Genomic DNA, 24,473 nt, shown 5'->3' with positions numbered 1-24,473 from the left:
TCTGATCGCCCCATAACGTGTCGCCCACCCAATAAGTTTGAACGCTCCCATTGATCCGAATTGACGTCCCTGATTCGCGGAAGCGTTTTCATAGTTTTCCTTAATCAAAGCCTCGCAACGTGGCGCCCTAGATTGCGTTTCGAGGTGTGCCATGACCAGGTTATTTCGGTGTCGAAGCGGCGCTTCTGCTGTCGAATTTGCGCTGATGCTGCCGCTGTTTCTCGCCTTCATTTTCGGCATCATTGTATTCGGTTCGTATCTCGCGATGGTGCATGGCGTCCAGCAGCTCGCCGCCGAAGCGGCGCGGTCGTCGATCGCCGGAATTACCGACACAGAACGCAACAGCCTCGCGACGAACTACGTCACCGCCAACGCATCGACCTACCCGCTGCTCGTGGCCAGCAATCTCACCGTCAATGCCGCACCGTCCCCATTGAACTCCAACGTCTACGTCGTGACGGTCAACTACAACGCGGCCGGCAACTTCATCTACAAGCTGCCTTTCGTCCCGGCACCGGCGAGCACCATCGTCCGCTCCGCTGCGATCCAGTACGGGGGCTTCTAGCATGAGCGGCATCCTCATGCTGATGCGGCGCTTCGGCGCCGACGAACGAGGAAACTTCGCGATGATCTCGGCCGGCCTGATGACGCTCCTGATCGGGTGCGCCGGGCTTGCCATCGATCTCGGCACGATCTTCGCCGACCGGCGCAAGACCCAGAGCACCGCCGACCTCGCCGCGATCGTCGCTGCCGCCAATCTGAGCAATCCGGTCAACGCCGCCTCCGCGACGGTGACGCAGAACAACTATCCGGCCAGCGCACTGGTCAAGGTCGAGACCGGGACCTACGTCGCCAACAGCGCCGTCGCGCCGCAGTCCCGCTTCGTGACCCCTGCGGTCGGCATTCCGAACGCCGCGCGCGTCACGTTGACGACCAAGACCCCGCTCTACTTCGCGCGCTATATCACCGGCGCGAGCAGCTTCAACATCACGACGACCGCCACCGCGACATCGACCGAAATGGCCACGTTCGAGATCGGCTCGCGGCTGCTCTCGGTCAATGGCGGCGTGATCAATGCGCTGCTCGGCTCGATGCTCGGCACCACACTGTCGCTCTCGGTGATGGATTACAATTCGCTGATCAGCGCCAAGATCGACGCACTCGACTTCCTGTCGGCGCTGGCGACCCGGATCAACCTGACCGGCGTCACCTATAGCGACCTCTTGAGCAGCAACGTCAAGGTCAGCGATCTCATGGCGGCGGCGCTGACCACACAGCAGATCACCAACGGCGCGAACGCGGCGACGACCGCGCTGTCGACGATCTCCCAGGCCGTCACCGGCTCTTCAACCAAGGTTTCGCCGGGCACCCTGATCGACCTCGGCCCATTTGCCAACCTGACGGTGGGCCAGAAACCGAAGGTCGGCGCCAGCGTTTCGGTTTTCGACCTCATCAACACTGTCGCGCAGATCGCCAACGGCAGCAATCAGATCGCAACCTCGGTCAATTTCGGGCTGCCCGGTATCGCCAACGTGTCCGTGATCGCGACGGTCGGCGAGCGTCCGGTCGGCTCGAGCTGGATCGCGATGGGCACCCAGGGCGTGAGCGTCCACACCGCGCAGACCAGGATCCTGGCGACGGTCAATGTGCTCGGCTCCGGCAGCGTTTCGGCGATCAACCTCCCGGTCTATGTCGAGGTCGCCTCGGGCACCGCGACGCTCAACACGGTGTCGTGCGGCCATCCGAACATCAACACCTCGCAGGTCACGATCGGCGTGACGCCGGGGATCGTCGACGCCTGGATCGGCAACGTCACCGTTGCCGACATGACCAACTTCACGACCAAGCCCAATCCGCCACCCGCGCTGCTGGTCAATCTTGGTCTCATCACCGTCACCGGCCGCGCCCATGTCGGCATGGGCAACACCACGCCGACCAACGTCAATTTCAGCTACAGCGACATCCAGTCCGGGACGAAGAAGACGGTGACGACGACCAACTTCCTCACGTCGCTCACCTCAAGCCTGCTCGGCGACCTCTCGCTCACCATCAACGTCGGCCCGCTCGGGCTTCCGGTCCCGGGACTGGGCGCGCTCGTCATGGGCATCCTGAATGGCGTGACGAGCCCGATCGATCAGGTGCTGGCGTCCCTGCTCTCGACGCTCGGCATCGGGCTCGGCCAGGTCGACGTCTGGGTGCTGGGCATCCGCTGCGACGGCGCCGTGCTGGTGAACTAGAGCGTTCTCCGGGGAGACGATCGCGAGCCGGCATCACATCGGGGGTAGGAGACTGCCGTGAGTGCAACAATAAGAAGATACAAGACCGACAGCCAGCGAACGCCCCTGATGAAGCGCGGAACGATCTTCTTCCGCAACACCAGCGTCGGATGCCTTGTGCTCAACATCTCGACCGGCGGCGCGGGGCTCGCTGTCGAAGGCGATGTCGCAATTCCGTTCGCGTTCGATCTCGAGATCGAGAGCGAACCGATCCCGCGGCACTGCATTCTGGTCTGGCGCCTGGAGCGCCGGCTCGGCGTGACCTTCGAATTCGAGCGGGTCCAGCGCCCCGAAGGCGGCCCGGTCTAGCTGTTCCAGGGCATCGCGATATGCGGGCGGTTCGCTGATCGAGGCCGCCCGCAAACATGTCACGCGTGCGCTTCGAGCCGCCGCTGCGCGGTGAGCCGCTCCTCGGATAACTGAACCCGTTCGCATCGTGGTTAGCAATCGCTGGGATTTACCAGCTAATTGTCCGGATTGCCGTCGTGCTTCGACGACGCGGGTTGCGTGGCGCTGACCGGATCGGAGGCCGGGAAAGTATCCTCCAGCCCCGCCGTGCAACGCGCCTCCGCAAGCCGGGGTTCCAGAACCGGCTTGAGTATCGCCTTGGCCCATTGCGCCGCAGCGTGTATCAGGGGCCAAATTTGGACCTTGATCAGGAACTTTCGCGTGCCCCAGGATCCCACCAAGAAGCCGCTCATCGACCTCCTGTCGGGCCACCGGCAAGCCGTACCGCCGCTCTGGATGATGCGGCAGGCCGGCCGCTATCTGCCGGAATATCGCGAGCTGCGCGCCAAGGCCGGCGGCTTCCTCGATCTCTGCTTCACGCCCGAATTCGCCACCGAGATCACGCTGCAGCCGATCCGCCGGTTCAACTTCGACGCCGCGATCATCTTCTCCGACATCCTGGTGATCCCCTATGCGCTCGGCCGCTCGGTGCGCTTCGAGGCCGGCGAAGGGCCGCGGCTCGATCCGCTGGCAACCCCCGGCGAGATCGCGACGCTCGCAACCGAGGCCAATTTCGACCAACTCGAGCCGGTCTTTGAAACCCTGCGCCGCGTCCGGCGCGAGCTTGCGCCCGAGATCACGCTGATCGGCTTCTGCGGCGCGCCATGGACGGTTGCGACCTACATGGTGGCCGGACAGGGTACCCCGGACCAGGCGCCGGCGCGGATGCTCGCCTACCGCCATCCGGACGCCTTCGCCAAAATCATCGACGTCCTGGTCGAGAACTCGATCCACTACCTCGTCGGCCAGCTCAAGGCCGGCGCCGACTGCCTGCAGATCTTCGACACCTGGGCCGGCGTGCTGCCGCCGCGCGAGTTCGCCCGCTGGTCAATCGAGCCGACCCGGCGCATCGTTGCCGGGGTGCGCAAGCAGGTCCCCGGTGCCCGGATCATCGGCTTCCCGCGCGGCGCGGCAGGCATGCTGCCGGCCTATGTCGAGCAAACCGGCGTCGATGCCGTCTCGATCGACTGGGCCGCGGAGCCGTCGATGATCCGCGAGCGCGTCCAGAGCCGCGTCGCGGTGCAGGGCAATCTCGATCCGCTGGCCCTGATTGCCGGCGGCGCCGCGCTCGACCGCGCGGTCGACGATGTGCTGGAGAATTTCGGCAAGGGGCGACTGATCTTCAACCTCGGTCACGGCATCCTGCAGGAGACGCCGATCGCCCATGTCGAGCAGATGGTCGCACGGGTGCGCGCGTATAAGGGGTGAAGCCTCGTGGCCCGGGTTAGCGGCTCGCAGCCCACTTTGTCACCGTCACCCTGAGGAGACCGCGCAGCGGTCGTCTCGAAGGGTCGACGGCCCGTCTGTGGCCGTGCATCCTTCGAGACGCGCTACGCGCCCCTCAGGATGACGGATCACATCTTACCTTGCATCCTCCAAAATCATGTCCGACGCCTTCTCCGCAATCATGATCGTCGGCGCGTTGGTGTTGCCCGACATCAGGTCCGGCATGACGGACGCATCGACCACGCGCAGGCCCTCGACACCGCGCACCTTGAGCCGCTGATCGACGACCGCGAGCGCATCGTTGCCCATCCGGCAGGTCGAGGTCGGATGATAGACGGTGCTGCCGGTACGGCGGCAGAAATCGAGCAGATCATCGTCGCTCACCACCTTGGCGCCGGGATCGACCTCGCCGACCGAGTAGGACTTCAGCGCCGGCGCGGCCAGGATCTTGCGCAGGATGCGGATGCCGTCGATGAAGGCGCGGCGATCAGTCTCGGTCGCCAGGTAGTTGATGCGGATTTCCGGCGGCACGCTCGGGTCCGCGCTCCGGATCTTCAGCGAGCCGCGGCTCTCCGGGCGCAGCTGACAGACCGACGCCGTGAAGCCCGAGAACGGATGCAGCTTCTCGCCCATCTTGTCGGTCGAGAACGGCAGGAAGTGGATCTGGATGTCGGGCGACGCCAGCCGCGGACTGGTCTTGAAGAACGCACCCGAGGTGCCGGCGGCAATCGTCAGCGGCCCCTTGCGCAACGTCGCGTAGCGCAGGCCGGCCATGACGCGGCGCACCGGATTGTTGATGACGTCGTTCAGCGTGACGGTCTGGGCGCAGCGCGTGACGATGCGCACCTGCATGTGATCCTGCAAATCGTTACCGACACCGGGCGCATCGAGCAGAACCTCGATGCCATGCTGTTTCAACAGATCGGCGGGGCCGATGCCGGAGAGCTGCAGCAATTGCGGCGAATTGTACGCGCCGCTCGACACCAGCACCTCCTTGCGCGCCTTGGCCGTGCGCAACTGTCCGTTCTGCTTGTAGGCGACGCCGCTCGCGCGTTTGCCATCGAACAGGATGCGTTGCGCCAGCGCCGAGGTCTCGACATGCAGATTGCCGCGGGTCAGCGCCGGCCGCGCCGCGTCGTGGTCTGGAAGAAGCCCGCGCCCTCCTGGGTCGCGCCGTTGAAATCCGGATTGGTCGGGATGCCGACCTCGGCCGCGGCATGCACGAAGGCTTCCGACAGCGGATCGTGATGCCGCCAGTCCGACACCGGCAGCGGGCCGCCGGCGCCGTGATATTTGTCGCCGCCGCGCTGCTGATCCTCGGCCTTCCTGAAGTAGGGCAGCACGTCGTCAAAACCCCAGCCGGCATTGCCGCGCTGCCGCCAGCGGTCATAGTCTTCATGCTGGCCGCGCACATAGAGCAGGCCGTTGATCGAGCTGGAACCGCCGAGCACTTTTCCGCGCGGCTGGAACACTTGCCGTCCATTCAGACCGGGCTCAGGCTCGGTCTGGTACATCCAGTTGACGGATTTTTCCTTGAACAGCTTGCCGTAGCCGAGCGGGACATGGATCCAGATGTTGGTGTCCTTCGGCCCGGCCTCGAGCAGCAGCACCGAATGCTTGCCGTCGGCACTCAGGCGGTTGGCAAGCACACAGCCGGCCGAGCCGGCGCCGACGATGACGTAATCATACTCGGCGACGTCGTTGGTCGACGCGCCATGATTGTTGTTGTTCATTGGTTTCCCCCGGCCATGCGGCGCGGCCGGCAGGGTTGCGCCCCTGCCCGGCATTGGGAAAAGACGTAGCGAGCGTGACGGATACGGTCAAGAAGTTGGCCGGCGATCCGCAGCGGTACCACCGGACCTTTGAGCGCGGGATCGGCGCGCCGCAAACTATCAACGCGGGCGCGTTCAGCTCTCCACCTTTCGCCGACGCGTAGCGGCGCGCTGCTGGTTCCGGCGCGCCGGCTTGGTCGTCGTTTGATCCACGCGTGAGCCGGACGGCAGGCCGTATTTCGCCGACGCCGCCTCCAGCGAGGTCTCCTCATCGGGCACATGGAGGCTGGAGAGAAAATCCGCGCCGGCCCGCATCACGTGCTCGGCGGCAAGCGTCGCGGCGGCGCGCTCGTCGCCGGCGATGATCGCGCGCAGGATCGCGGCGTGCTCATCCCAGGTCCGCGCCTGGCGCACCGGATCTGTTGGTGAGAACAGCATCGCCGTGCGTTCGCGCAGCCGCTTCAGCAGATCCGCCAGCACGCGGTTGCGGCCGGCCTCCGCCAGTTCATGGTGGAACTGCTGGTTGAGATCCGACAACAGGTCGTAGCGCCGTCCCGCGACCGCCTCGTTGCCCTGCTTCAACACCGCCGCGATCCGCTTGATGATGCTCTCTTCGCGGCGACGCGCAGCCAGGCGCGCGTTTTGTCCCTCGAGCAGCGCGCGGACTTCGACCGTCTCGCGCGCTTCCTCATCGCTCATCGTGATGACGGAGGCACCGCGCCGCGCGGTCACCTCGACGAGCCCCTCCGACTCCAGCACGCGAATCGCCTCGCGCACCGGATTGCGGGACACCCCGAGCTCATCGGCGAGGCGGCCCTCGACCAGCCGCTCGCCGGGCTTCAGCCGCCGGCTCAGGATCGCCTGCCGCAGCTCCTCGATGACCTTGCCGTGGAGGGAGAGGTAGTCGTCGCCGAGACGTTTGGAGCTTCCGAGCTTGCCTGCCATGAACCGACCTGTCCGGCCGCGCTTCGCTCAATGCATGGACACCGGAGGCCCAGCGAGCTGCCAGAGTCCTGGCCGAATGACCGCTGTTGCGTATTTAGACCGCCGGCTGCATGCCATCAAGCCGCGCTCATTCGCCGTCAACAGCTACAGGTCGAGCCGCCGGCGCCGCCGCCTTCGGCACCCACGACACGCTCACGCTGCCGGTGAGAAAGGTCTGGCACGCCATCCGGTAGCCGGCGGCGAACTGCGCGTCGGTGAGATGTTTTCGCTCCTTCGGCTTGATCGTATCGGTGTTCTCGATGCCCTTCTCGATCAGGCATTTGCAGGTTCCACACAGGCCGCCGCCGCATTTGAACGGAATGCCGCCCTGCTCGCGCAGCGAGACGCGCAGCAGATTGCTGTTCTCGGCGGCGGTGACGGTCTTCCCGCCATTGGTCAGAAACGTGACTTCGATCATCCCGCCATCCGCTCAGCGCTTGCGCAGCTTGGTATCCATGTGACCGAATGTGATGAGGTGCTCGAGTTCGTTCAGCGCCCGCTCCGGCGTCTCGAACTTCTCGAGGAATTTCGAGGGCACCTCGTTCACGATCTGCGGCGACCAGGCCTCGTCGATCACCCTGACCTTGGTCTCCTCGACCAGCTCGGCAATCACGAACGTCGCTTTCCTGATGCCGTAGAACAGGTAGTCATAGGCCGCGAGCGGCCGCAGGCCCCCGGTGATCTCGGTGCGAAACTGCCCCGGCTTGCTCGTCAGTATCACATACATCCGTCACCTCCTCCCAACCGCGGCGCCGACCGGCGCGACGACGTCGACCAGCGGCGCTGCCTCCTGCGACAGTTCAACGTCATGCGTGAGCCAGAGCTGGCAGGCGAGGCGATATCCCTGCTCGATCCTGGCGCCGAGGCGCTTCTTTTCCTTCCAATTCGGCTCCGGCAAGTGCTCGCCGCCCTTGATGATCAGCGACGCGCACTTCCCGCACTTCCCCATCCCGCAGCCGTAAAGGAAATTGGGATAGGGAAACTGGCGGATACCGGCGCGGACGACGAGATTGGTGTTCTCCTTGACCTCGCCGACAAAGGTTTCGCCGTTGCGGCGAAAGATGACGTTGGGCATCGCGCCGCTGCTCCCCGCGGCTCAGGCCTGCAACAGCACGCGTTCTTCAGCGGAGACGCCGCTGGCAAGATCGAGCTCCGCCAGCGGAATGTCGCTCGCGACATAGTCATGGTACAGCGCGGTCGTATAGAGCAGCCGCATCTGTGCGCCGATCTCGCAGATCTTGAGGCAACGCTGCTGCAGCTCGACCGTATTGGCGTGCTCGAGCACGATCTGATAGCCGCGCTCGCCGTGAATCTCGTCCGAGACGATGTGAAGGTCGAAGAACTCGACTTCCTCGTCGGTGAATTTGTACTTCTCGCGCAGGGTCGGCGTCTGCTTGCGATAGATCGAGGGGACCTGCGACTCCAGACCGACCACGAGGCCGGCCACGGCGACGATCGGGTCCTCGCGCATCGCGACCGCATAACACCAGCTTTGCAGCCCGCGCGTCGTCGGCGTCATGTTGTCGGGGTTCTTGATCCGCGCCGCGGTGGTGCCGCAGGCCTCCGCGAAGCGGATCAGCAGATCGGTGTGACGGTCGCCGCCGATCTCTTCCTCATACATATTGGCGAGCAGGAAGTCCTTGGCTTCCTGATACTGCTCCGGCATCCGCGCATAGATGTAGCCGAGGTAGTCGGCGAACGGACCGACATAGTGGTAGTGATTCTCGGCCCAGCGCGCGAGATGCGCGCGGCTGAGCTTGCCGCTCGCCCAGGCCACGCTGAACGGAGCCTTGTTGGCGCTCTTTCCCTTGATGGCATTTTCGAGGGCCGCTCGACATTCCACGTGATCCATCAGCTTCTGCATCGTGGCGCTCCTGTGCCGTGAAGAAATCGCCGGCCGGCAACGGGCCATTGGTTGTATTTTGGCCGGCCATTTCGGTATACTGTATACTAAAATGTCGACTGTCAACACCGAAGACAGGGTTCCTTGTCTTCTATCTCACCCAGCCCCTTGGCACAGGATTGCTAAGATTTCAGGCATTTTTTGCACAAATCGCCGGCGAAGATGCTTCCACCCGCTGCGACGAACGGATCGCCGGCTCGCAATTTGCGCTTGCTATAGCGGAATACAGTATACATTACCGGTCGCATTAGAGGGGGAAGCAACAACCATGCAGCACGCTCCGATCGTCGCCGCACATTGGGTTTATTTGCTCGGCGTCGCCGTCATCGTTCTCACTATGATCTGGCGCGCCAATGTCGTGGTGCCGTCGGTGATCGCGACACTCCTGGTCGCGCTTGCCTGGACGCACAGCCCGGTCGCGGCACTCGCCAGCGTGTTCAACGCGAGCTTCACCGCCGCCAAGGAGCTGTTCAACATCTTCCTGGTGATCGCGTTGATGACGGCGCTGCTGAACGCGCTCAAGGTGCTGCGCTCGGACATTCGCATGGTCGAGCCGTTCCGCGCCGTGATGAAGACCGGACACACCGCCTACTTCGTGCTTGCCGCCATCACCTATGTGATCTCGCTGTTCTTCTGGCCGACGCCGGCAGTGCCGCTGGTCTCCGCGGTGCTGCTGCCGGCTGCGATTGCGGCCGGCCTGTCGCCGCTCGGCGGGGCCATTGCGATCGCGATCGCCGGACAGGGCATGGCGCTGTCGTCAGACTACGTGATCGGCGTCGCACCCGGGATCAGCGCCAAGGCGGCCGGCGCCGCCGTCAGCGCCGCCACCGTCGCGGACCGCGCGTTGGTGCTGTCCCTCATCACCGGCGGCATCGCGTTGACGCTCGCCTACCTTTCGATCCGCAAATCGATCACCAAAGCCGACGAGAGGCTGCTGGAGCGCTGGCAGGCGCAGTCGAGCAACGGCGAATTGGCGCGGCTGGAGCAGGAGGGCACGTTCGACAAGGCGGAGATCGCGCGCGGCACCGCCGGCTGCCAGCCGCCGCTGGCGACCCAGGCGCAGATCGACAAGGAGCTCTCCCGGGTGCCGACCCGCCGCGAAGGCTAGTCGAAATTCTTTGCGGTTGCGACCCCGCTCGCCTTCCTCTGCGTCATCGCCGTGATGGTGCTGGCCAAGCTCGGCATCGGCCACGACCTCAAGGGCGGCGACGCTGCCGCACTGGTTGGCAGCGTCGCCGCGATCCTGATGATCTGCGCATCCTTCATCACCGATGATTTGCGCAGATTCCTCGACACCAGCGCCGACCACGTCACCGAAGGTTTCGTCTTCGCATTCAAGGCGATGGGCTCCGTGCTGCCGATCGCGGGCTTCTTCTTTCTCGGCGCCGAGCCGAGCCTGTCTGCGCCGATCCTCGGCGTGCCCGTGGCCCAGGCGCCGAGCCTGCTGTTCGAACTGATCCAGACCGCGCAAGCCTGGATACCGGGCAACGAGTTCTTCGTCGCCTTCGGCATCCTGATATCAGGCATGATCACCGGCATCGACGGCTCGGGCTTTGCCGGCTTGCCGCTGACCGGCTCACTGTCGGGCGCGCTGGCACCGTCGGTCGGGATGGAGCCCGCGACGCTCGCCGCGATCGGCCAGATGGGCGCGGTGTGGACCGGCGGCGGCACCCTGGTGGCCTGGTCGTCGCTGATCGCAGTGGCCGGCTTCGCGCGCGTCCCCGTCTTCCAGATCGTGCGGACCGCGATGGTCCCCGTATTGACCGGGCTCGCGGTGTCGACCGTCTGCGCGGTCCTGATCTGGCATTGAGGAGAATCCTGTGACGATAGCTGAAACGACGATGCGCAACGCGCCTCCTTCCGCGGAGGGCAGCGCAGGGATCGAGGAATTCCCGAACCTGATCGCCGGCGAGCGGATCCCAACCGCCTCCGGCAGACTGTTCGCGAACACCAATCCCGCCGACACCAGCGACCTGGTCGGCCGCTTCCAGGAATCGACCGCCGCCGATGCGCAAGCGGCCGTCAATGCCGCGGTCGCCGCGTTCGAAGGCTGGCGGCGGACGCCGATCTCCAAACGCGCCGCGATCCTGAGCCGGGCCGCCGATCATCTCGAGGCGCGCGCAGATCACATTGCACGGGAGATGACGCGGGAAATGGGCAAATCGCTCGGCCTCGCCCGCGACGAGGTGCTGCGCTCGGCGCAGACCCTGCGGTTCTATGCCGTCGAGGGGCAGTCGCTCACCGGCGAGGTGTTTCCGAACGACGATGCGGACATGACGGTCTATACGTTGCGCGAGCCGCTCGGCGTCGTGTCCGTGATCACGCCCTGGAATTTTCCGATTTCCATCCCGGCGCGCAAGATCGCGCCGGCTCTCATCAACGGCAACACGGTGGTGTTCAAGCCGTCGTCCGATGCGCCGCTCAGCGGCTATCGCCTCGCGGAGGCGCTGATTGCGGCGGGTCTGGCGAACGGCGCGCTCAACTTCATCACCGGCAAGGCCGGCGAGATCGGGTCTGCGATCACCGAGCCGCCGGTCATTCGCGCGATTTCCTTCACCGGCGTCGACCTCCGCCGGCGAGCAGATCTGCCGCGCGGTCAGCTTCACGACCCGCACGCAGATGGAACTCGGCGGCAAGAACCCGCTGATCGTCATGGACGACGCCGACATCGATCTGGCGGTCGATCTGGCCGTCAAAGGCGGGCTGTCGCTGGCCGGCCAGGCCTGTACCGGCACCAGCCGCGTCCTGGTCATGAAGCAGGTGCGGGCCGAGTTCACCGCGAAGCTGCTCACCAAAGTGAAGTCGATCAAGATCGGCAGCGGCCTCGCCAGCGGAATGGAGATGGGGCCGCTGGCCACGGCGAGGCAACTCGAAACCGTGCTGCGCTACGTCGCAATCGGGAAGAAGGAAGCGACGCACCTCCATGGCGGCGACCGGCTCAGCGGCGCCGGCTATGACGGCGGGTACTTCGTCTCACCGGCGATCTTCACCGACGTGACCCAGGACATGACGATCGCGCGCGAGGAGATCTTCGGCCCGGTCATCGCGATCATCGAGGTCGACAGCTACGCTGACGCGATCGCCACGGCCAATGCCAGCGAATATGGACTGTCCGCCGCGATCGTGACGCGCAATCCGCGCGCGATGCATGATTTCGCCAATGACATCCAGTCCGGAACGGTGAAGATCAACCGCACGACGACGGGCAATTTGATCAACGCGCCGTTCGGCGGATTGAAGCGGTCGAGCACCTCTACCTTCCGCGAATCCGGCCGCACCGGCCTCGAATTCTACACCCAGATCAAGACGGTCTACCGCGGCACCTGAGCCGCGGTCGACCGCCCACTCCAATCCCGGAAGATAGCGATGAGACAGTCTTTCAAACTTGAGCTTGCCGAAGCCCGCCATATGATCGCGGCCGCGATCCGCAAATCCACCGAGATCGGCGTTGCGGAAACGGTCTGCGTGACCGACGACGGCGGCTATCCGCTGGCGCTGGAGCGGATGGACGGCGCGCGGATCACCGGCCCGCAGATTGCCTGGAACAAAGCGTTCACCGCGGCCGGACACAAGCGTTCCACCCATCTGTTCAACCAGCCACCGAACGGACCCGCCCTGCCTGGCAACGAGGCGTTCGGCATCCAGTGGAGTTTTGACGGAAAATTTGCCGTGTTCGTCGGCGGCTTTCCGATCGTCGTCGATGACGAAGTGGTCGGCGGCATCGGATTGAGCGGCGGCAATGGCGAACAGGACACTCAATGCGGCGTCGCTGCCCTGCAGGCCCTGCAGGAGCTGCTGCACGGTCATCGCGTGCTGGTCGCCGCCGACATCAAGAAGTGATCGATGTCGCAGGGACTGAGGAACGTCTCGCACCGAGACCGTCGAGCAGGTGCCCGACGAGCATATTGAGCTCGCCGGCGCTGCCGGCGGCACCGAACACGTAACGGTCGGGCCGCACGATCACCGCGGCGGCGCCATGTTGCCGCATCCAGTCGGCGAACAGCTCGTCGCGCTCGACCACGCTCAGAATGCCGTTGGTATCGCTGCTTTCACCTGACGTGGCGATGACGACACGCTCGCCGGCGAGATGCTGCCAGGCGGCACGGGACGCCTCCGACAGCCACGCCATCGGCTCTGAGGCCGCCGTCACGATCGCAAATTCCGGATTCAGCAGATCGTCGAGCCGGCATGTCCGCCCGTCCGGCGCACGCACATGCGGCTGCACGAACAGCCGCCCGGCAAGCACATCATCGGGCGCGATCAGACCGAAGACGAGATCGGGGATGAATTTCTGCCGGATGGTTTCGGCCTTGCCGGCCTTCAGGTCGGCGCGCAGCCGGACGTCGCGTTCGGCGGCAACCGCCGGATCGAGTTCACCGATGATCTTGCCGAACTCCTTGGCGCTGGCGACGACGGCGCGGACATGCGGCTTGCGCTCGATCTCGTAACTGTCGAGCAGCGTCTCGTCGGCGTCGCCACGGAGAACCAGCCTCAGCTTCCAGGCAAGGTTCACGGCATCGCGGATGCCGGCGCACAGCCCCTGGCCGAGGAACGGCGGCGTCTGGTGCACGGCATCGCCCATCAGGAGCACGCGGCGGTCGCGCCAGCGCTGGCCGAGCAGCGCGTGGAAGCGATAGACCGCCGAGCGCCAGATCGTGAGGTCGGAAATGTCGGTGAAGCCCTTCAGCAGCGTCACGACATTGTCGGGTGCACCGAACGCCTCGGGATCCTCGCCCGGCAACAGCTTGATCTCCCAGCGCCGCAGATTACGCGGCCCCGGCACGAAGGTGCCCGGCCGCGACGGCCAGCAGTACTGAAAACTCCTGGCCGGCCGCTTGGCGGGGTCGCTGGTCAGCGTGTCCACCACCATCCACCATTCATCGAACGCAAGGTCGTCGAGGCCGATACCGAGTTGCTTGCGCACAAAACTGTTGGCGCCGTCGCAGCCGATCAGATAGCGCGCGCGGATCGGGAACTCGTCGCCTTGCTCGCGCCGCGCGGTCAACGTCACCGCGCGCTCGTCCTGCTCCAGCGCCACGCCGGCGGCCGCAAGGAAAACGTCGGCCTGCGGATATTCGGCGAGCTTGTCGCGCAGCGCCTGTTCGACGTCGGGCTGCACGAAGGTCACATTCGGAATCCAGCCGAGCGGATACGGCGGCGGCATCGGGTCGAAGATCTTGATGATCTCGCCGTCGACGCCGAGATAATGCGAGCCGTTATGCGGGGCGATCGCCTGCTCCATGAAATCGCCGAGCCCGATCGCCTGCAGCACGCGCAGCGCCTCGTGATCGAGCGTGATCGCGCGCGGCTTGTCGTAGATGTCGGCAGTGCGCTCGACGACCGCGACGCTCAGGCCGGCTTTCGCGAGCAGGTTGGCGAAGATGGCGCCGACCGGCCCGAGGCCGACGATGGCCGCGTCATACAGGGGATCATACCCGGGGTTCGCTGACATCGACATGCTACTTCGCGAGGTAGCTCTCGAGCGTCAACGGCTTCGGCTTCATTTGCGGCTCGCGGATCGCAACACCTTCGAACGGCGTCGCCTCCTCGAACCAGGCCTGCCGCGCCGGCAGGCCCCACGGGAACGATATCTTGTGATCAGACGGGTCCCAACCGATCGGCTCGTTCTCGATGTCCATGATCTGATAGTGCGTGTTGAACAGCTCGACCCGGTGCCCGCCGGGATCGCGCATGTAGACATACATCGCGTGTCCCGGCCCGTGCCGCCCGGGGCCGCGTTCGACGGCGGCGCCATAGCCGAGCTCGCCGGCGAGATCGCAGGCGTTCAGCAGATGATGGACCTCGGGCGCGAGGAACGCGAAATGATGCAGCCGCGGTCCGGTGCCGTTGAAGAATACGATGTCGTGCGGATTGCCTTTGCGCTGCAGGAACACCCCGCGCAGATCGAACGTGCCGGCGGGCGCGATATACTCGCTGAGCCGAAAGCCAGCCGCGGTGTAGAACTCGCACGCCTTGCGCACCTCCGGCGTCAGCACCTGGTAATGATCGAGCCGCAGCGCCGAGCCGCCGGCATGGCGGGTGAATTTGGTGATCATGCGCGGCTCGACCGGCATGGTCGCGCAGAACTCGAGCGGCGTGCCGGCCGGATCGGTCGCCCGCAGCGTGCGGCCCTGGTAGGGCACCTCGGCCCAGGCGGCCGCGCAGCCATGCGCTTCGAAGAAGGCCTTGAGCCGGTCGAGGTCATCATCCCTGAACACCCGCAGGCCGAGCCGCGCGCAGACGGCGTCTCCGCCCTTGCGCAACACAAGGCTGTGATGACAGGCCTCCTCGACGCCGCGGAAATAGAGCGCATCGCCCTCCTCCGCGGTCAGGATCAGCCCGATCACCTCCTCATAGAACCGCCGGCTCGCTGCGAGGTCACGGACGGTCAGCACGACGTGGCTGGCCCGCGTGATCCGAAACCCGGGATCATGGTTCGTGATCGGGAGGCTCATGCGCACCTTCTGGTTCTTGCCGTTCGCGGGAACCCAACTCATTGCGAAAAACTGGCGGGCGATCAAGCAGCGTAGCGCTGGGCAATATCTGCCGGTCCGTGACACCCGTCACGCATTTCTATCGATTTGTTAGCAATGCCTGCCGGCGGGAACCAAAACGTGAGCCCGCCGTGGCACGGTTCGTTCCAATAGTTCATAGTTTGTCAAAGGTTTGCAGAGAATTCTTGGTCCCTGCGCATGGTCAAACCACGCAGGCGACGTGGTGACGCGCAGGCAATGTAGTGAGATGCGTATCGATCTCAGATCATATTTCGCGGCCCTGTTCGCGGGTGACCTCGCGGCCTTCGGCGCACCACCGACCGACGAAGCGCTTGCCGGCCACATCCGCGCCGAGCAGGTTTCGCTCGTGCTCGGCTATTCCTTCGGCATCATGCTGGCCAACGCCTGCAACGCGCTGGTGCTGGCAGCTGCGCTGTGGCAATCGCCGGATTGGGCCTTCGCGCTGGTGTGGGCCGCCGCCGTCAGCAGCGCGGCGCTGTTCTTCGGCCTGCAGGCCCGCGCCTCGCGCCGCATCGCCAAGCCGCAATTCGTATCGCGCCGAACCATGTACCGGCTGGTGCGCAATGCCTTCGCGCTCGGCGCCGCCTGGGGCGTCGTCCCGGTCGCCTTCTTCGCCGGCGCATCGAGCGGCGCACAATTGGTGATCACCTGTCTCTGCGCCGGCATGCTGGCCGGCGGCGCCTTCGCTTTCTCCACCATCCCGATCGCCGCGATTGCCTTCACTGGGCCGATCTTCGCCGGCACCGCGATCTGCCTCGGCAGGGACGGCGACTTCATCTATCTCCTGATGGCCGTCCTCGTCCTGGTCTACGGCTCCGTGCTGCTGCGCGGCGTCTTCCTCAACGCATTCGAGTTCAGGCGCCGCATCATCGCCCAGCACGACGCCGAACGGACGGTGCGGCAGGATCCGCTGACGCATCTGCCGAACCGCGTCGCCTTCAACGAGGCGCTCAATGGCGCGCTGAGCCGGCTGGAGCGCTCGGGCGAGGAATTCGCGGTGCTGCTGCTCGATCTCGATCGCCTCAAGGAGATCAACGACAGGTTCGGCCATCCGGCAGGCGACGAGCTGCTGGTGCAGCTTGCGGCCCGGTTGCAGCGCTGCACGCGCGCGGCCGAACATGTCGCACGGATCGGCGGCGACGAGTTCGCGCTGATCATGTCCAATTTGACGCGGCCCGAGGATGCGCTCGCGATCGCCGAGCGGTTCGTCGCGGCCTTTGCCGATCCGTTCCCGATCGACGGATTCGAGATCACCAGCGCCATCAGCATCGGCATCGGGCTCGCGCCACGGGACGGCAACACGTCCCACGAACTGCTCAAGCATGTCGACATCGCGCTGTACCGGGCGAAGAAATCCGGTCCCGGCACCATCTGCTTCTTCGAGGCCAGCGACGACCAGTCGGCGCGCGACCGCCGCGCCCTGCAGCACGACCTGGAACAGGCCATCGAGGCGGACCAGCTGTTTCTGGTCTACCAGCCGTTCCTCGACATCCGCAAAGGCCGCGTCACCGGCTTCGAGGCGCTGTTGCGCTGGCAGCATCCGACCCGCGGATTGATCCCGCCGAACGTCTTCATTCCGATCGCCGAGGAGAGCGGACTGATCCACCAGCTCGGCGAGTGGGTGATCCGCCGTGCCTGCGCGATGCTGTCGCACTGGCCCGACGACATCAGGATCGCGGTGAATTTCTCCGCGGTCCAGTTCCAGAACGTCGGCATCCTGCAGACGATCGTCGAGGCGCTTGCCGACGCCAATGTCGCGCCGAACCGGCTGGAGATCGAAATCACCGAATCGATGCTGATCTCGAAATACGGATCGGCGGCCGCGATCCTGAACGGGCTGCTCGAGCTCGGCCTGACGGTCGCGCTCGACGATTTCGGCACCGGCTTCTCGTCGCTGACTTATCTGCGCAAGCTGCCGTTCAGCCGCATCAAGATCGATCAATCCTTCATCCGGGACATGCTGACCCAGCCGGATTGCGCCGCGATCGTCAAATCGGTGATCGGCCTCGCGCAGGACCTGCAGATCGGCGTCGTGGCCGAAGGCGTCGAGACCGCCGATCAGCTCGAATATCTGCGCCAGACCAGCTGCGACGAGGTGCAGGGCTATCTGATCGGCCGGCCGATGTCGGGCAGCGATATCTCCGCGCTGCTCGATCGCAATCCGCAGCACTCGGTGCACGCGGCGTAGCCGATCGGGCACATCACGGCGCGTCGGCGCGATGCAGAGTGTCGACCGTGATGGTGCCGCGGGCACGCGAGACGCACGCGCAGATCTTGCCGCTCGCCTGCTTCTGATGGTCGCTGAAGAAGACGTCGCGATGGTCGATTTCGCCGTCGACAGCGACCACGTCAATCGCGCAGACGCCGCATTCGCCGCGCCGGCAGTCGCTCATCACCTCATGGCCGGCTTCGTTGAGCACGTCCAGCATCGAGCGGTCGCGCGGGATCACGAACTCGGTCCCCTCACCCCTGAGCCGGACACGGAACGCCTCGGTCGGCAGCAGCCCGCTCGATCCAAAGGTCTCGTAACGCAGATCGGTCATCGCCCGGCCGGAGGCTTCCCACGCGCGCCGCGCCGCATCCAGCATCCGCATCGGGCCGCAGAACAACGTCATCGTATCCTGCGGTAGCCTTACGAAGACGCTGTCGAGGTCGAGCCGTCTGCCCTCGTCACCGGCATGGACGATGAGGCGGTCGCCGAGCAGACGCTCGAGCGTATCGAGATACGCCGCATCGCCGCGCGTGCGCACGGCATAGTGCAAGGTCACGCCGGCATTGCGGCGGACCAGCGCCTCGGCCGCACCGACGATCGGCGTAATGCCGATGCCGCCCGCGACCAGGCAGAATTGCCGCCGCGTCCAGTCGAGTTGCACCAGCGAGGCGGGCAGCGTGATGGTAAGCCGTGCCCCCGGCACAAGCGACCACATGTAGCGCGAGCCGCCGCGGGAATCCGGCGCATGCCGCACCGCGATCCGGAAACCTTGCAGATCGACTTCGCCGACCAGCGAATAGGACCGGGTCTGCGGCTGGCCTTCGATGGTGACGCCGACGTTGATGTGGCTGCCGACGGGATAGGGCGCGCCGGTGAAATCGTCCGGCCGCAGCAGGAATTCGCGGATACCGGGCGTGAGGTCGCGCACAGCGAGCAGCGTGGCTGACGTCCAGGTGTCAATAAATCGCATGGTACGCTCCGTTCAGCCGGTCGTTACCAGCGCCAGCGCCGGCAGCAGATCAAGGTGCGTGCGGTTGCGCAGCGCCAGCCGCAGATTGCGAGCCGCAAGCCGGGCATGCTCGCGCATGATCGCTTCGGCGCGCGCGCCCTCGCGGTTCTCGATGGCGTCGACCACGACGCGATGATGATCCTGCGCGATCAGCAGGATCTGGCGTGCCTCGGGCAAGGCCGATTGCGCCATCACGAAGCCGCTCGGCGAGGCGAACGGCAGCGCCGAGGCGCGGTCGATCTGCCGGATCAGCGGCGGACTGCGCGACAGCTCGGTGAGCAGCGCATGGAAGCGCGCATTGAGCGCGACATAGGACGAGAACGCTTCGACCGAGATCGGATCCTGCCGCACCAGGCCGTCGATCTCGTTGAGACACTCTTTCAGCGGCTCGAGATCGCGCGACGACACGCCGCGCTCGGCGGCAAAGCGCGCGGCGAGCCCCTCCAGCGTGCCGCGCAGCTCGATCGAATCGAGAATGTCGCGCTCGGAAAATGCCTTGACCATGAAGCCGCCGGACGGGATCGCCTCCAGCAGGCCTTCCTCCTCCAGCCGGACCAGCGCCATCCGGACCGGCGTGCGCGACACCCCGGTGATCTCGACCGCCTGCAGCTCCGAGATGCGCTCGCCCGGCCGCAGCCGGCCCGAGAGAACCAGGTCGCGCAGCGCGAGCTGCGCCCGCACCGTGTGCGACACTGAGCGATCGGCTTCGCGTTCCGCCATGGCCCGGCTACTCCGCCGCCTGCAACTGCTGCGGCGGAGTTTCCTTCGCCACCATGCGGTCGACGACGCGCCGCGCCCACATCGCGCCGGCATCGATGTTGAGATTGTAGAACACACGGTCCGGATTCTCGTCCATCGCGCGCTGCTGCGCCTCCAGGATGATCTCGTCCTCGTGGAAGATGCCGGCGACGCCGTCGCGGATTTCGCTCGTGAGGCGCTGCTCGGTGATGCGGTGATTGCGGACGAAGGCCCAAAAATAGTGGCAGGTCTTCTCGGTCTCCGGCGTGATGGTGTTGAGCACATAGCCGTTGACGCCCTGCGAGCGATCGCCCTCCGGCGCGCCCGATCCGGCCGGCGCGACGCCGACGTCGATGTTGACGGTGCACGGCGCCTCGAAGCGGATGATCTGCCAGCGGTCGACCGGACCCGGCTTCTGTAGTTGTTTGGCCCAGAACGGCGGCGCCTCGATGCCCCTCATCCAGCGCGTGACGGTGACGGTCTTCTCGCCATGGGCGACGTCGAACGGCGCTTCGGCGACCGCATCATTGCCGATGCTCGAGCCGTGCACGAAGGTCTCGTGGGTCAGGTCCATCAGATTGTCGACGACCAGGCGGTAATCGCATTTGACGTGAATGGTCTTGCCGTCGCCGGCCCATGCCGGATCGTGATTCCAGTGCATGTCGGGCACCAGCGCGGGATCGGCGAGCGCGGGATCGCCCATCCAGAGCCAGATGAAACGATGGCGTTCGACGACCGGATAGGCGCGCACGCAGGCCGACGGATTGATGGTTTCCTGCGAGGGCATGAAGGTGCAGCGGCCCTGAGCATTGTATTTCAGGCCATGATAGCCGCAGACCACGGTATCGCCGTCGAGCCGGCCCTTGGAGAGCGGCACGACGCGATGCCAGCAGGCATCTTCCAGCGCCACGACCTCGCCGTCGCCCTTCCGGTACATCACGACATGCCTGCCGCAGATCGTCCGCGGCAACAGCGCGTGCTTGATCTCGGCATCCCAGCCTGCTGCGTACCACGCGTTCATTGGAAAGGGTTTTGGCAAGCGATCCTCCGTCTTTTGAATTCATTATGTATACATTATCTTCAAGATATCGGCAATTCACACTGAAAATCAATCATAATTCCCTACATTGGTATACATAGCAGAAAAAATTGATTGGAGTTACGCAAAAAATCGATTTTCGATTGACGGCAATGCGGCCGTCAGCCAGTCTATCGCGCGTGAATATCGGGTTGAGTTTTCGCGAGGGCTTGTCCGGCGAAGGGCCGCGAAGCCTGACATCGGCGGTTCAGGAGCGGCTGCGGGCCGACATCCTGTCGACCCGGCTGCTTCCGGGCCAGAAGCTGCACATCGCCGGCCTCGCCAAGCAGTTTTCGGTCAGCCTTGCCGCCGTCCGCGAGGCGTTGTCACGATTGGTGGCTGACGGTCTGGTGCAAGCCTCCGACCAGCGCGGCTTTCGCGTCTGCCCGGTCTCGCTCGCCGACCTCGCCGACGTCACGCAAACCCGGATCGACATCGAGGGACTCGCGATCCGGCGCTCGATCGAGCGCGGCGACAATGCCTGGCTCGCCTCGGTCGCGGCCGCCTGGGAATCGCTCAAGGCCGTTCCCCATCGCTACCCTGACGATCCAACCGTGCACTACGAGGAATGGGTGGTCCGTCACCGCATCTTCCATCGCGCGCTGGTCAACGCCTGCGGTTCGCAATGGCTGCTCGGCTTCCGCGACGTGCTGCATGAGCAGAGCGAGCGCTATCGGCGGCTTTCGATCCGCCGCGAGGTCGGCAGGGCGCGCGACGTCCACGCCGAGCACGCCGCGATTGTGGACGCCGTTCTGGCGCGCGATGCGGATGCGGCAGTTCGCGCATTGTCAAAGCACTTTGGCATCACCAAGGAATTCGTCGAGCTCGCCGCTCCGCGTATTGCGGAGGTCAACGGCAAGACGTGACTCTCCGGCGCAAAGCGCGCCGAAAATAACAACAATAGATTTCCGGGAGAAACAACACCATGAACATCACGCGTCGCCGCGCGCTGGCAACCCTGATCGCCACCACCTTGCTGGCCGGCCCGGCCTATGCTGCTGACACGATCCGCGTCGGCCTGCCCACCAAGACCTATTGGCCGACGACGATCGCCGAGACCGCGGTCCGGCAGAAGCTGTTCGAGAAGGAAGGCATCAAGGCCGAGCTGACCGTCTACCGCAGCGGCGCCGAGACCTTCGAGGGCATGGCCGCGGGCGCAGCCGACATCATCCTCGATCCGCCGTCGCTGGTGTCTGCCGGCCGCAAGAAGGGCGTGATGTCGCGGATCGTCGCCAATGCCGCGATGGGCAATTTCGGCTGGCAGCTGATGGTGCCGGCCAAATCGACGCTCGAGGTTAAGGATCTCAACGGCAAGAAGGTCGGGATCACCGCGGCCGGCTCCGGCTCCGATCTGCTGGCACTCTGGACCATCCAGGACCGGAAGATCGACTTCACCCGCGTGCCGGTCGGCGGCGGCGGCCTGGTGCCGAACCTGCTCGCCGGCAATGTCGATGCCGCCGTGGTCTATTCACCACTCAGCTTCCAGGTCGCCAAATCGGGCGAAGCGAAGACCATCCTCGACTATGCGACCGCGGCGCCGCCGAACCTCACCGCAGGCTGGATCGTGCTCGACAAGTTCGCCGAGGCCAAGCCGGACGTGGTGCAGAAGGCCGTCAACGCGCTCTATGGCGCCGTGCAATACATGCGCGCCAACCGCGACGTCACCGTGAAGCTGATCGCCGACCTCTATGAGATGCCGGCCGAGATCGCCGCGATGGAATACGACAACACCATCATGAAGCTCGAGACCGACGGCAACATGGGCGCGGCCAATGTGCCGGCGGCGGTGCAGCTGTCGCTCGACCTCGCCAAGCTCGGCGGACTGAAAGACATCGTTCCGGTCGAGGATGTGATCTCGACCAGGTTCAAGCCGGTTCCGACCAAGCCATAAGATGCAGGCCACCCTCACCATCAAGCTCGCCCGGATCGCGATCGTGATCGCGAGCTTCGCGCTGTGGGAGATCCTGTCGCGGACCGGGCTCGTCAATCCGCGCCTGCTGCCGTCGGCATCGGACACGCTTTTGACGCTCGGCGACCTCCTGCAGCGATCGAGCGTCCGGACCGACCTGATGGTGACCGCCACCGAGGTGCTGGCCGCGTTCGCGCTCGCGGTACCGATGGGGGCGCTGATCGGCTTCCTGATCGCGGAGAACCGCTATTTTGCCGATGTCGCAAAGCCGCTGCTGTTCTTCGCCTTCAGCATCCCCAAATCGATCTTCCTGCCGATGTTCATCCTGGTGTTCGGCGTCGGCTTCGCCCAAAAGGTCGGCTTCGGCTTCTTCTCGACGATCTTCATCGTGATCATGTCGACCACGACGGCCGTGGAATCGGTCAAGATCGAGCACCTGACGGTGGCCCGTTCCTATGGCGCCACACGCACGCAGACCGCATTCCGCGTCTACCTGCCGAGCATGCTGCCGGTGCTGCTGGAAGCATTGCGGATTTCGATGATCTTCAACCTCACCGGCGTGATCCTCGCCGAAATGTACGCCTCGCGCGACGGCATCGGTCACCAGATCGCGACTTGGGGCGAGAATTTCCAGATGAAGCAGCTGCTCGCCGGCGTCGTCATGGTCGCCGCGATCGCCATGACCTTCAATGAACTGATCAGATGGGTGGAAACACGATGCAGCCATTGGCGAACGTGACACCGTTGAAGCCCGCGTCGCGCGCCGGCGCGATCGAGGTCAGGAATGTCGGCCAGGTGTTCCGGACCGGGTCCCAGGACGTCGTCGCGCTGGAGGATGTCTCGCTCGACATCAAGCCGGGGCGCTTCGTCGTGCTGGTCGGCCCGAGCGGCTGCGGCAAGTCCACGCTCCTGATGATGATGGCCGGGCTGCGTACGCAGACCTCAGGCACCATCACCATCAACGGCGCGCCGATCCCGCAGCCGGACCCGAACCGCGTCGGCGTCGTGTTCCAGGAAGCCAGCCTGTTTCCGTGGTTGACGGCGGAAGACAATGTCGAGTTTCCGCTGGCGCTGCGCGGCGTCGCCAAGGCGGAGCGCCGGGCCAAGGCGCAGGACGCGCTCAAGCTGGTCGGCCTCGAAGGTTTCGGCAAGCGCCACCCGCACGAACTTTCGGGCGGCATGAAGCAACGCGTCTCGATCGCGCGCGGCCTGGTGCAGGATCCGCCGGTGCTGTTGATGGACGAACCGTTCGCCGCGCTCGACGAGCAGACCCGCATGACGATGGGCGACGAGCTGCTGCGGATCTGGGCTGCGACCGGCAAGACGGTCGTGTTCGTGACCCACAGCCTGACCGAGGCGGTCTATCTGGCCGACGAGGTGATCGTGATGTCGCCGCGGCCCGGCCGCATCGTCGATCAGCTCCACGTCAATTTGCCGCGGCCACGGACCTACGAGATGCTGAGCGGCGACGCCTTCGGTGCGCTGCGCGACCGCATCTGGCGCCACATCCGCAAATCGGCGTGAGACAGCGATGAGCGCGAAAACACTTCGCCATCTGATCGTCATCGGCCTGCTCGTGCTATGGGAGCTGTTGCCGCGCACCGGTCTGATCCCCGAATTGTTCCTGCCGTCGCTGTCCTCCACGCTACTCGCTGGCTGGAACGAGGCCGCCGAATATGGCCATGCGCTTGCGGTGACGCTCTACGAGGTCGCGGTCTCAATGGCGTTCGCCTGTGGCGGCGGCATCCTGCTCGGCGCCATCGTCGGCAGCCTGCCGCGCCCGCGCCTGCTGATCATGCCGATGGTCTCGAGCCTCTATGCGGTACCGCTCGTGATCCTCTATCCGGTCTTCACGGTGTGGCTCGGCATCGGCTCGGAGTCCAAGATCGCCTTCGCCTCGATCTACGGTTTCCTGCCGACCATGCTGGCGACCGCTGCCGGAATTCAGACCATCGACCCGCAACTGCTGCTCGCCGCCCGCAGCATGGGCGCGACGCTGAGCCGGCGGCTGGTCCGCGTCATCATCCCCGCGGCGATCCCGACCGTGCTGTCGGGCCTGCGGGTCGGCGGTGCGCTCGTCATCGTCGGCGTGGTGGTCTCGGAGATGCTGATTTCGTCGGCGGGCATCGGCTATCTGATCTCGCGCTACCGCACCATTCTCGACAGCCCGCACGTCTTCGCCGGCGTGCTGCTGGTGTTGTTCATGGCGATCGCCTTCAACGCCGCGATCCGCTGGGTCGAGCGCAAGGCCGCGATCTGGCAGACCGGAACGCGCGCCGGCCAGCGCACGGCCGACGAGGTCGGGCCCAGCGCGATGCAGCCGGCGACATAGGGGATCGCGAC

25 protein-coding genes and 2 pseudogenes are annotated in these 24,473 nt (G+C 65.2%); 15 read left to right on the top strand and 12 right to left on the bottom strand.

Features of this window, described 5'->3' with window-relative positions; genetic code table 11:
• Positions 1-151: 151 nt before the first annotated feature.
• The 3 genes from ACVIGA_RS31010 to ACVIGA_RS31000 are packed head-to-tail and all read left to right on the top strand — an operon-like array spanning position 152 to position 2,585.
• Entirely contained in the window at positions 152-565 is a 414-nt protein-coding gene (locus ACVIGA_RS31010; RefSeq protein WP_456668994.1) for a TadE/TadG family type IV pilus assembly protein, read from the top strand.
• A 1-nt stretch (position 566) separates the two neighbouring features.
• Positions 567-2,237: a pilus assembly protein TadG-related protein gene (locus ACVIGA_RS31005; protein WP_456668993.1), complete on the top strand. Its 1,671-nt coding sequence runs from the start codon at positions 567-569 to the stop codon at positions 2,235-2,237.
• 57 nt (positions 2,238-2,294) lie between these two features.
• On the top strand, positions 2,295-2,585 hold the full coding sequence (locus ACVIGA_RS31000) for a PilZ domain-containing protein (RefSeq protein WP_223969500.1): 291 nt from the start codon (positions 2,295-2,297) through the stop codon (positions 2,583-2,585).
• Between the two features lie 155 nt (positions 2,586-2,740).
• On the opposite strand, the gene ACVIGA_RS30995 is transcribed toward ACVIGA_RS31000, so the two are convergent.
• Entirely contained in the window at positions 2,741-2,977 is a 237-nt protein-coding gene (locus tag ACVIGA_RS30995) for a hypothetical protein (RefSeq protein WP_456668992.1), read from the bottom strand.
• Here ACVIGA_RS30995 and hemE point away from each other — a divergent pair.
• Positions 2,946-3,992: a uroporphyrinogen decarboxylase gene (gene hemE / locus ACVIGA_RS30990; protein ID WP_223969501.1), complete on the top strand. Its 1,047-nt coding sequence runs from the start codon at positions 2,946-2,948 to the stop codon at positions 3,990-3,992. The two genes, ACVIGA_RS30995 and hemE, sit on opposite strands and share 32 nt — an antisense overlap.
• A gap of 153 nt (positions 3,993-4,145) precedes the next feature.
• Here hemE and ACVIGA_RS30985 read toward each other — a convergent pair.
• From ACVIGA_RS30985 to ACVIGA_RS30960, 6 genes and pseudogenes are all read right to left on the bottom strand, one after another.
• Positions 4,146-5,743: pseudogene (locus ACVIGA_RS30985) on the bottom strand (GMC family oxidoreductase).
• Between the two features lie 174 nt (positions 5,744-5,917).
• Positions 5,918-6,727, bottom strand: coding sequence for a GntR family transcriptional regulator (locus tag ACVIGA_RS30980; protein ID WP_456668991.1), 810 nt, complete (start codon positions 6,725-6,727; stop codon positions 5,918-5,920).
• Between the two features lie 127 nt (positions 6,728-6,854).
• Positions 6,855-7,184 carry a 2Fe-2S iron-sulfur cluster-binding protein gene (locus tag ACVIGA_RS30975; RefSeq protein WP_456668990.1) on the bottom strand — a complete coding sequence of 110 codons (330 nt, stop codon included), beginning with the start codon at positions 7,182-7,184 and terminating at the stop codon, positions 6,855-6,857.
• A gap of 12 nt (positions 7,185-7,196) precedes the next feature.
• Positions 7,197-7,493 carry a ferredoxin gene (locus tag ACVIGA_RS30970; protein WP_456668989.1) on the bottom strand — a complete coding sequence of 99 codons (297 nt, stop codon included), beginning with the start codon at positions 7,491-7,493 and terminating at the stop codon, positions 7,197-7,199.
• A gap of 3 nt (positions 7,494-7,496) precedes the next feature.
• The gene (locus ACVIGA_RS30965; RefSeq protein WP_456668988.1) at positions 7,497-7,841 is read right to left on the bottom strand and encodes a 2Fe-2S iron-sulfur cluster-binding protein; all 345 of its coding nucleotides are present in this window, start codon (positions 7,839-7,841) and stop codon (positions 7,497-7,499) included.
• A gap of 21 nt (positions 7,842-7,862) precedes the next feature.
• Positions 7,863-8,630 carry a TenA family transcriptional regulator gene (locus ACVIGA_RS30960; protein ID WP_456668987.1) on the bottom strand — a complete coding sequence of 256 codons (768 nt, stop codon included), beginning with the start codon at positions 8,628-8,630 and terminating at the stop codon, positions 7,863-7,865.
• A gap of 307 nt (positions 8,631-8,937) precedes the next feature.
• On the opposite strand from ACVIGA_RS30960, the gene ACVIGA_RS30955 reads away from it, so the two are divergent.
• The 5 genes and pseudogenes from ACVIGA_RS30955 (at position 8,938) to ACVIGA_RS30935 (ending at position 12,509) form a co-directional block, all read left to right on the top strand.
• On the top strand, positions 8,938-9,777 hold the full coding sequence (locus tag ACVIGA_RS30955; RefSeq protein ID WP_456668986.1) for a hypothetical protein: 840 nt from the start codon (positions 8,938-8,940) through the stop codon (positions 9,775-9,777).
• 51 nt (positions 9,778-9,828) lie between these two features.
• Positions 9,829-10,479, top strand: coding sequence for a hypothetical protein (locus ACVIGA_RS30950; RefSeq protein ID WP_456668985.1), 651 nt, complete (start codon positions 9,829-9,831; stop codon positions 10,477-10,479).
• A gap of 31 nt (positions 10,480-10,510) precedes the next feature.
• Positions 10,511-11,218: pseudogene (locus tag ACVIGA_RS30945) on the top strand (aldehyde dehydrogenase family protein); the annotation flags it as partial.
• Positions 11,121-11,996 carry an aldehyde dehydrogenase family protein gene (locus tag ACVIGA_RS30940; protein WP_456668984.1) on the top strand — a complete coding sequence of 292 codons (876 nt, stop codon included), beginning with the start codon at positions 11,121-11,123 and terminating at the stop codon, positions 11,994-11,996. The pseudogene ACVIGA_RS30945 and the gene ACVIGA_RS30940, both read left to right, overlap by 98 nt.
• Before the next feature lie 39 nt (positions 11,997-12,035).
• Positions 12,036-12,509, top strand: coding sequence for a GlcG/HbpS family heme-binding protein (locus tag ACVIGA_RS30935; protein WP_456668983.1), 474 nt, complete (start codon positions 12,036-12,038; stop codon positions 12,507-12,509).
• Here ACVIGA_RS30935 and mhpA read toward each other — a convergent pair.
• Both mhpA and ACVIGA_RS30925 read right to left on the bottom strand, forming a co-directional pair.
• Positions 12,499-14,127, bottom strand: coding sequence for a bifunctional 3-(3-hydroxy-phenyl)propionate/3-hydroxycinnamic acid hydroxylase MhpA (mhpA, locus tag ACVIGA_RS30930; RefSeq protein ID WP_456668982.1), 1,629 nt, complete (start codon positions 14,125-14,127; stop codon positions 12,499-12,501). The genes ACVIGA_RS30935 and mhpA overlap by 11 nt on opposite strands.
• Position 14,128: 1 nt before the next feature.
• Positions 14,129-15,124: a VOC family protein gene (locus ACVIGA_RS30925; RefSeq protein WP_456668981.1), complete on the bottom strand. Its 996-nt coding sequence runs from the start codon at positions 15,122-15,124 to the stop codon at positions 14,129-14,131.
• Between the two features lie 286 nt (positions 15,125-15,410).
• On the opposite strand from ACVIGA_RS30925, the gene ACVIGA_RS30920 reads away from it, so the two are divergent.
• Positions 15,411-17,372 (top strand): putative bifunctional diguanylate cyclase/phosphodiesterase, encoded by a 1,962-nt coding sequence (locus tag ACVIGA_RS30920; RefSeq protein ID WP_456668980.1) that lies wholly within the window; start codon positions 15,411-15,413, stop codon positions 17,370-17,372.
• A 13-nt stretch (positions 17,373-17,385) separates the two neighbouring features.
• Here the strand turns inward: ACVIGA_RS30920 and ACVIGA_RS30915 are convergent, their stop codons facing one another.
• Genes ACVIGA_RS30915 through ACVIGA_RS30905 form a run of 3 tightly spaced genes read right to left on the bottom strand, consistent with a single transcriptional unit; the run spans position 17,386 to position 20,182 of the window.
• On the bottom strand, positions 17,386-18,366 hold the full coding sequence (locus tag ACVIGA_RS30915) for a PDR/VanB family oxidoreductase (RefSeq protein ID WP_456668979.1): 981 nt from the start codon (positions 18,364-18,366) through the stop codon (positions 17,386-17,388).
• A 12-nt stretch (positions 18,367-18,378) separates the two neighbouring features.
• Positions 18,379-19,125, bottom strand: coding sequence for a GntR family transcriptional regulator (locus ACVIGA_RS30910; protein ID WP_223969507.1), 747 nt, complete (start codon positions 19,123-19,125; stop codon positions 18,379-18,381).
• A 7-nt stretch (positions 19,126-19,132) separates the two neighbouring features.
• Positions 19,133-20,182 carry an aromatic ring-hydroxylating dioxygenase subunit alpha gene (locus ACVIGA_RS30905; protein WP_456668978.1) on the bottom strand — a complete coding sequence of 350 codons (1,050 nt, stop codon included), beginning with the start codon at positions 20,180-20,182 and terminating at the stop codon, positions 19,133-19,135.
• 191 nt (positions 20,183-20,373) lie between these two features.
• Between ACVIGA_RS30905 and ACVIGA_RS30900 the strand changes: the two genes are divergently transcribed.
• Genes ACVIGA_RS30900 through ACVIGA_RS30880 form a run of 5 tightly spaced genes read left to right on the top strand, consistent with a single transcriptional unit; the run spans position 20,374 to position 24,462 of the window.
• Positions 20,374-21,087 (top strand): GntR family transcriptional regulator, encoded by a 714-nt coding sequence (locus tag ACVIGA_RS30900; protein WP_456668977.1) that lies wholly within the window; start codon positions 20,374-20,376, stop codon positions 21,085-21,087.
• A 59-nt stretch (positions 21,088-21,146) separates the two neighbouring features.
• On the top strand, positions 21,147-22,112 hold the full coding sequence (locus tag ACVIGA_RS30895) for an ABC transporter substrate-binding protein (RefSeq protein ID WP_223969510.1): 966 nt from the start codon (positions 21,147-21,149) through the stop codon (positions 22,110-22,112).
• Between the two features lies 1 nt (position 22,113).
• The gene (locus ACVIGA_RS30890) at positions 22,114-22,869 is read left to right on the top strand and encodes an ABC transporter permease (protein ID WP_223969511.1); all 756 of its coding nucleotides are present in this window, start codon (positions 22,114-22,116) and stop codon (positions 22,867-22,869) included.
• Complete coding sequence (locus ACVIGA_RS30885; RefSeq protein WP_456668976.1) at positions 22,848-23,654, top strand: ABC transporter ATP-binding protein; 807 nt, start codon at positions 22,848-22,850, stop codon at positions 23,652-23,654. The genes ACVIGA_RS30890 and ACVIGA_RS30885 overlap by 22 nt, the downstream gene beginning before the upstream one ends.
• Positions 23,655-23,661: 7 nt before the next feature.
• Positions 23,662-24,462: an ABC transporter permease gene (locus tag ACVIGA_RS30880; RefSeq protein WP_456668975.1), complete on the top strand. Its 801-nt coding sequence runs from the start codon at positions 23,662-23,664 to the stop codon at positions 24,460-24,462.
• Positions 24,463-24,473 lie beyond the last annotated feature (11 nt).

Source organism: Bradyrhizobium sp. USDA 3240, assembly GCF_054063295.1.
The sequence above is the reverse complement of the archived record's forward strand: the minus strand, read 5'-3'. Positions and strand labels throughout refer to the sequence as shown.

Bases quoted from the DNA above. Each gene is read 5' to 3' on its own strand.
- ACVIGA_RS30920 (WP_456668980.1), top strand. From the start codon at position 15,411: ATGCGTATCGATCTCAGATCATATTTCGCGGCCCTGTTCGCGGGTGAC.
- ACVIGA_RS30915 (WP_456668979.1), bottom strand. From the start codon at position 18,366: ATGCGATTTATTGACACCTGGACGTCAGCCACGCTGCTCGCTGTGCGC.
- ACVIGA_RS30925 (WP_456668981.1), bottom strand. From the start codon at position 15,124: ATGAGCCTCCCGATCACGAACCATGATCCCGGGTTTCGGATCACGCGG.
- ACVIGA_RS30885 (WP_456668976.1), top strand. From the start codon at position 22,848: ATGCAGCCATTGGCGAACGTGACACCGTTGAAGCCCGCGTCGCGCGCC.
- ACVIGA_RS30890 (WP_223969511.1), top strand. From the start codon at position 22,114: ATGCAGGCCACCCTCACCATCAAGCTCGCCCGGATCGCGATCGTGATC.
- mhpA (WP_456668982.1), bottom strand. From the start codon at position 14,127: ATGTCGATGTCAGCGAACCCCGGGTATGATCCCCTGTATGACGCGGCC.
- ACVIGA_RS30960 (WP_456668987.1), bottom strand. From the start codon at position 8,630: ATGCAGAAGCTGATGGATCACGTGGAATGTCGAGCGGCCCTCGAAAAT.
- ACVIGA_RS30955 (WP_456668986.1), top strand. From the start codon at position 8,938: ATGCAGCACGCTCCGATCGTCGCCGCACATTGGGTTTATTTGCTCGGC.
- ACVIGA_RS30970 (WP_456668989.1), bottom strand. From the start codon at position 7,493: ATGTATGTGATACTGACGAGCAAGCCGGGGCAGTTTCGCACCGAGATC.
- ACVIGA_RS30965 (WP_456668988.1), bottom strand. From the start codon at position 7,841: ATGCCCAACGTCATCTTTCGCCGCAACGGCGAAACCTTTGTCGGCGAG.
- ACVIGA_RS30935 (WP_456668983.1), top strand. From the start codon at position 12,036: ATGAGACAGTCTTTCAAACTTGAGCTTGCCGAAGCCCGCCATATGATC.
- ACVIGA_RS31010 (WP_456668994.1), top strand. From the start codon at position 152: ATGACCAGGTTATTTCGGTGTCGAAGCGGCGCTTCTGCTGTCGAATTT.
- ACVIGA_RS30980 (WP_456668991.1), bottom strand. From the start codon at position 6,727: ATGGCAGGCAAGCTCGGAAGCTCCAAACGTCTCGGCGACGACTACCTC.
- ACVIGA_RS30895 (WP_223969510.1), top strand. From the start codon at position 21,147: ATGAACATCACGCGTCGCCGCGCGCTGGCAACCCTGATCGCCACCACC.
- ACVIGA_RS31005 (WP_456668993.1), top strand. From the start codon at position 567: ATGAGCGGCATCCTCATGCTGATGCGGCGCTTCGGCGCCGACGAACGA.
- ACVIGA_RS30975 (WP_456668990.1), bottom strand. From the start codon at position 7,184: ATGATCGAAGTCACGTTTCTGACCAATGGCGGGAAGACCGTCACCGCC.
- ACVIGA_RS30910 (WP_223969507.1), bottom strand. From the start codon at position 19,125: ATGGCGGAACGCGAAGCCGATCGCTCAGTGTCGCACACGGTGCGGGCG.
- ACVIGA_RS30995 (WP_456668992.1), bottom strand. From the start codon at position 2,977: ATGAGCGGCTTCTTGGTGGGATCCTGGGGCACGCGAAAGTTCCTGATC.
- ACVIGA_RS30880 (WP_456668975.1), top strand. From the start codon at position 23,662: ATGAGCGCGAAAACACTTCGCCATCTGATCGTCATCGGCCTGCTCGTG.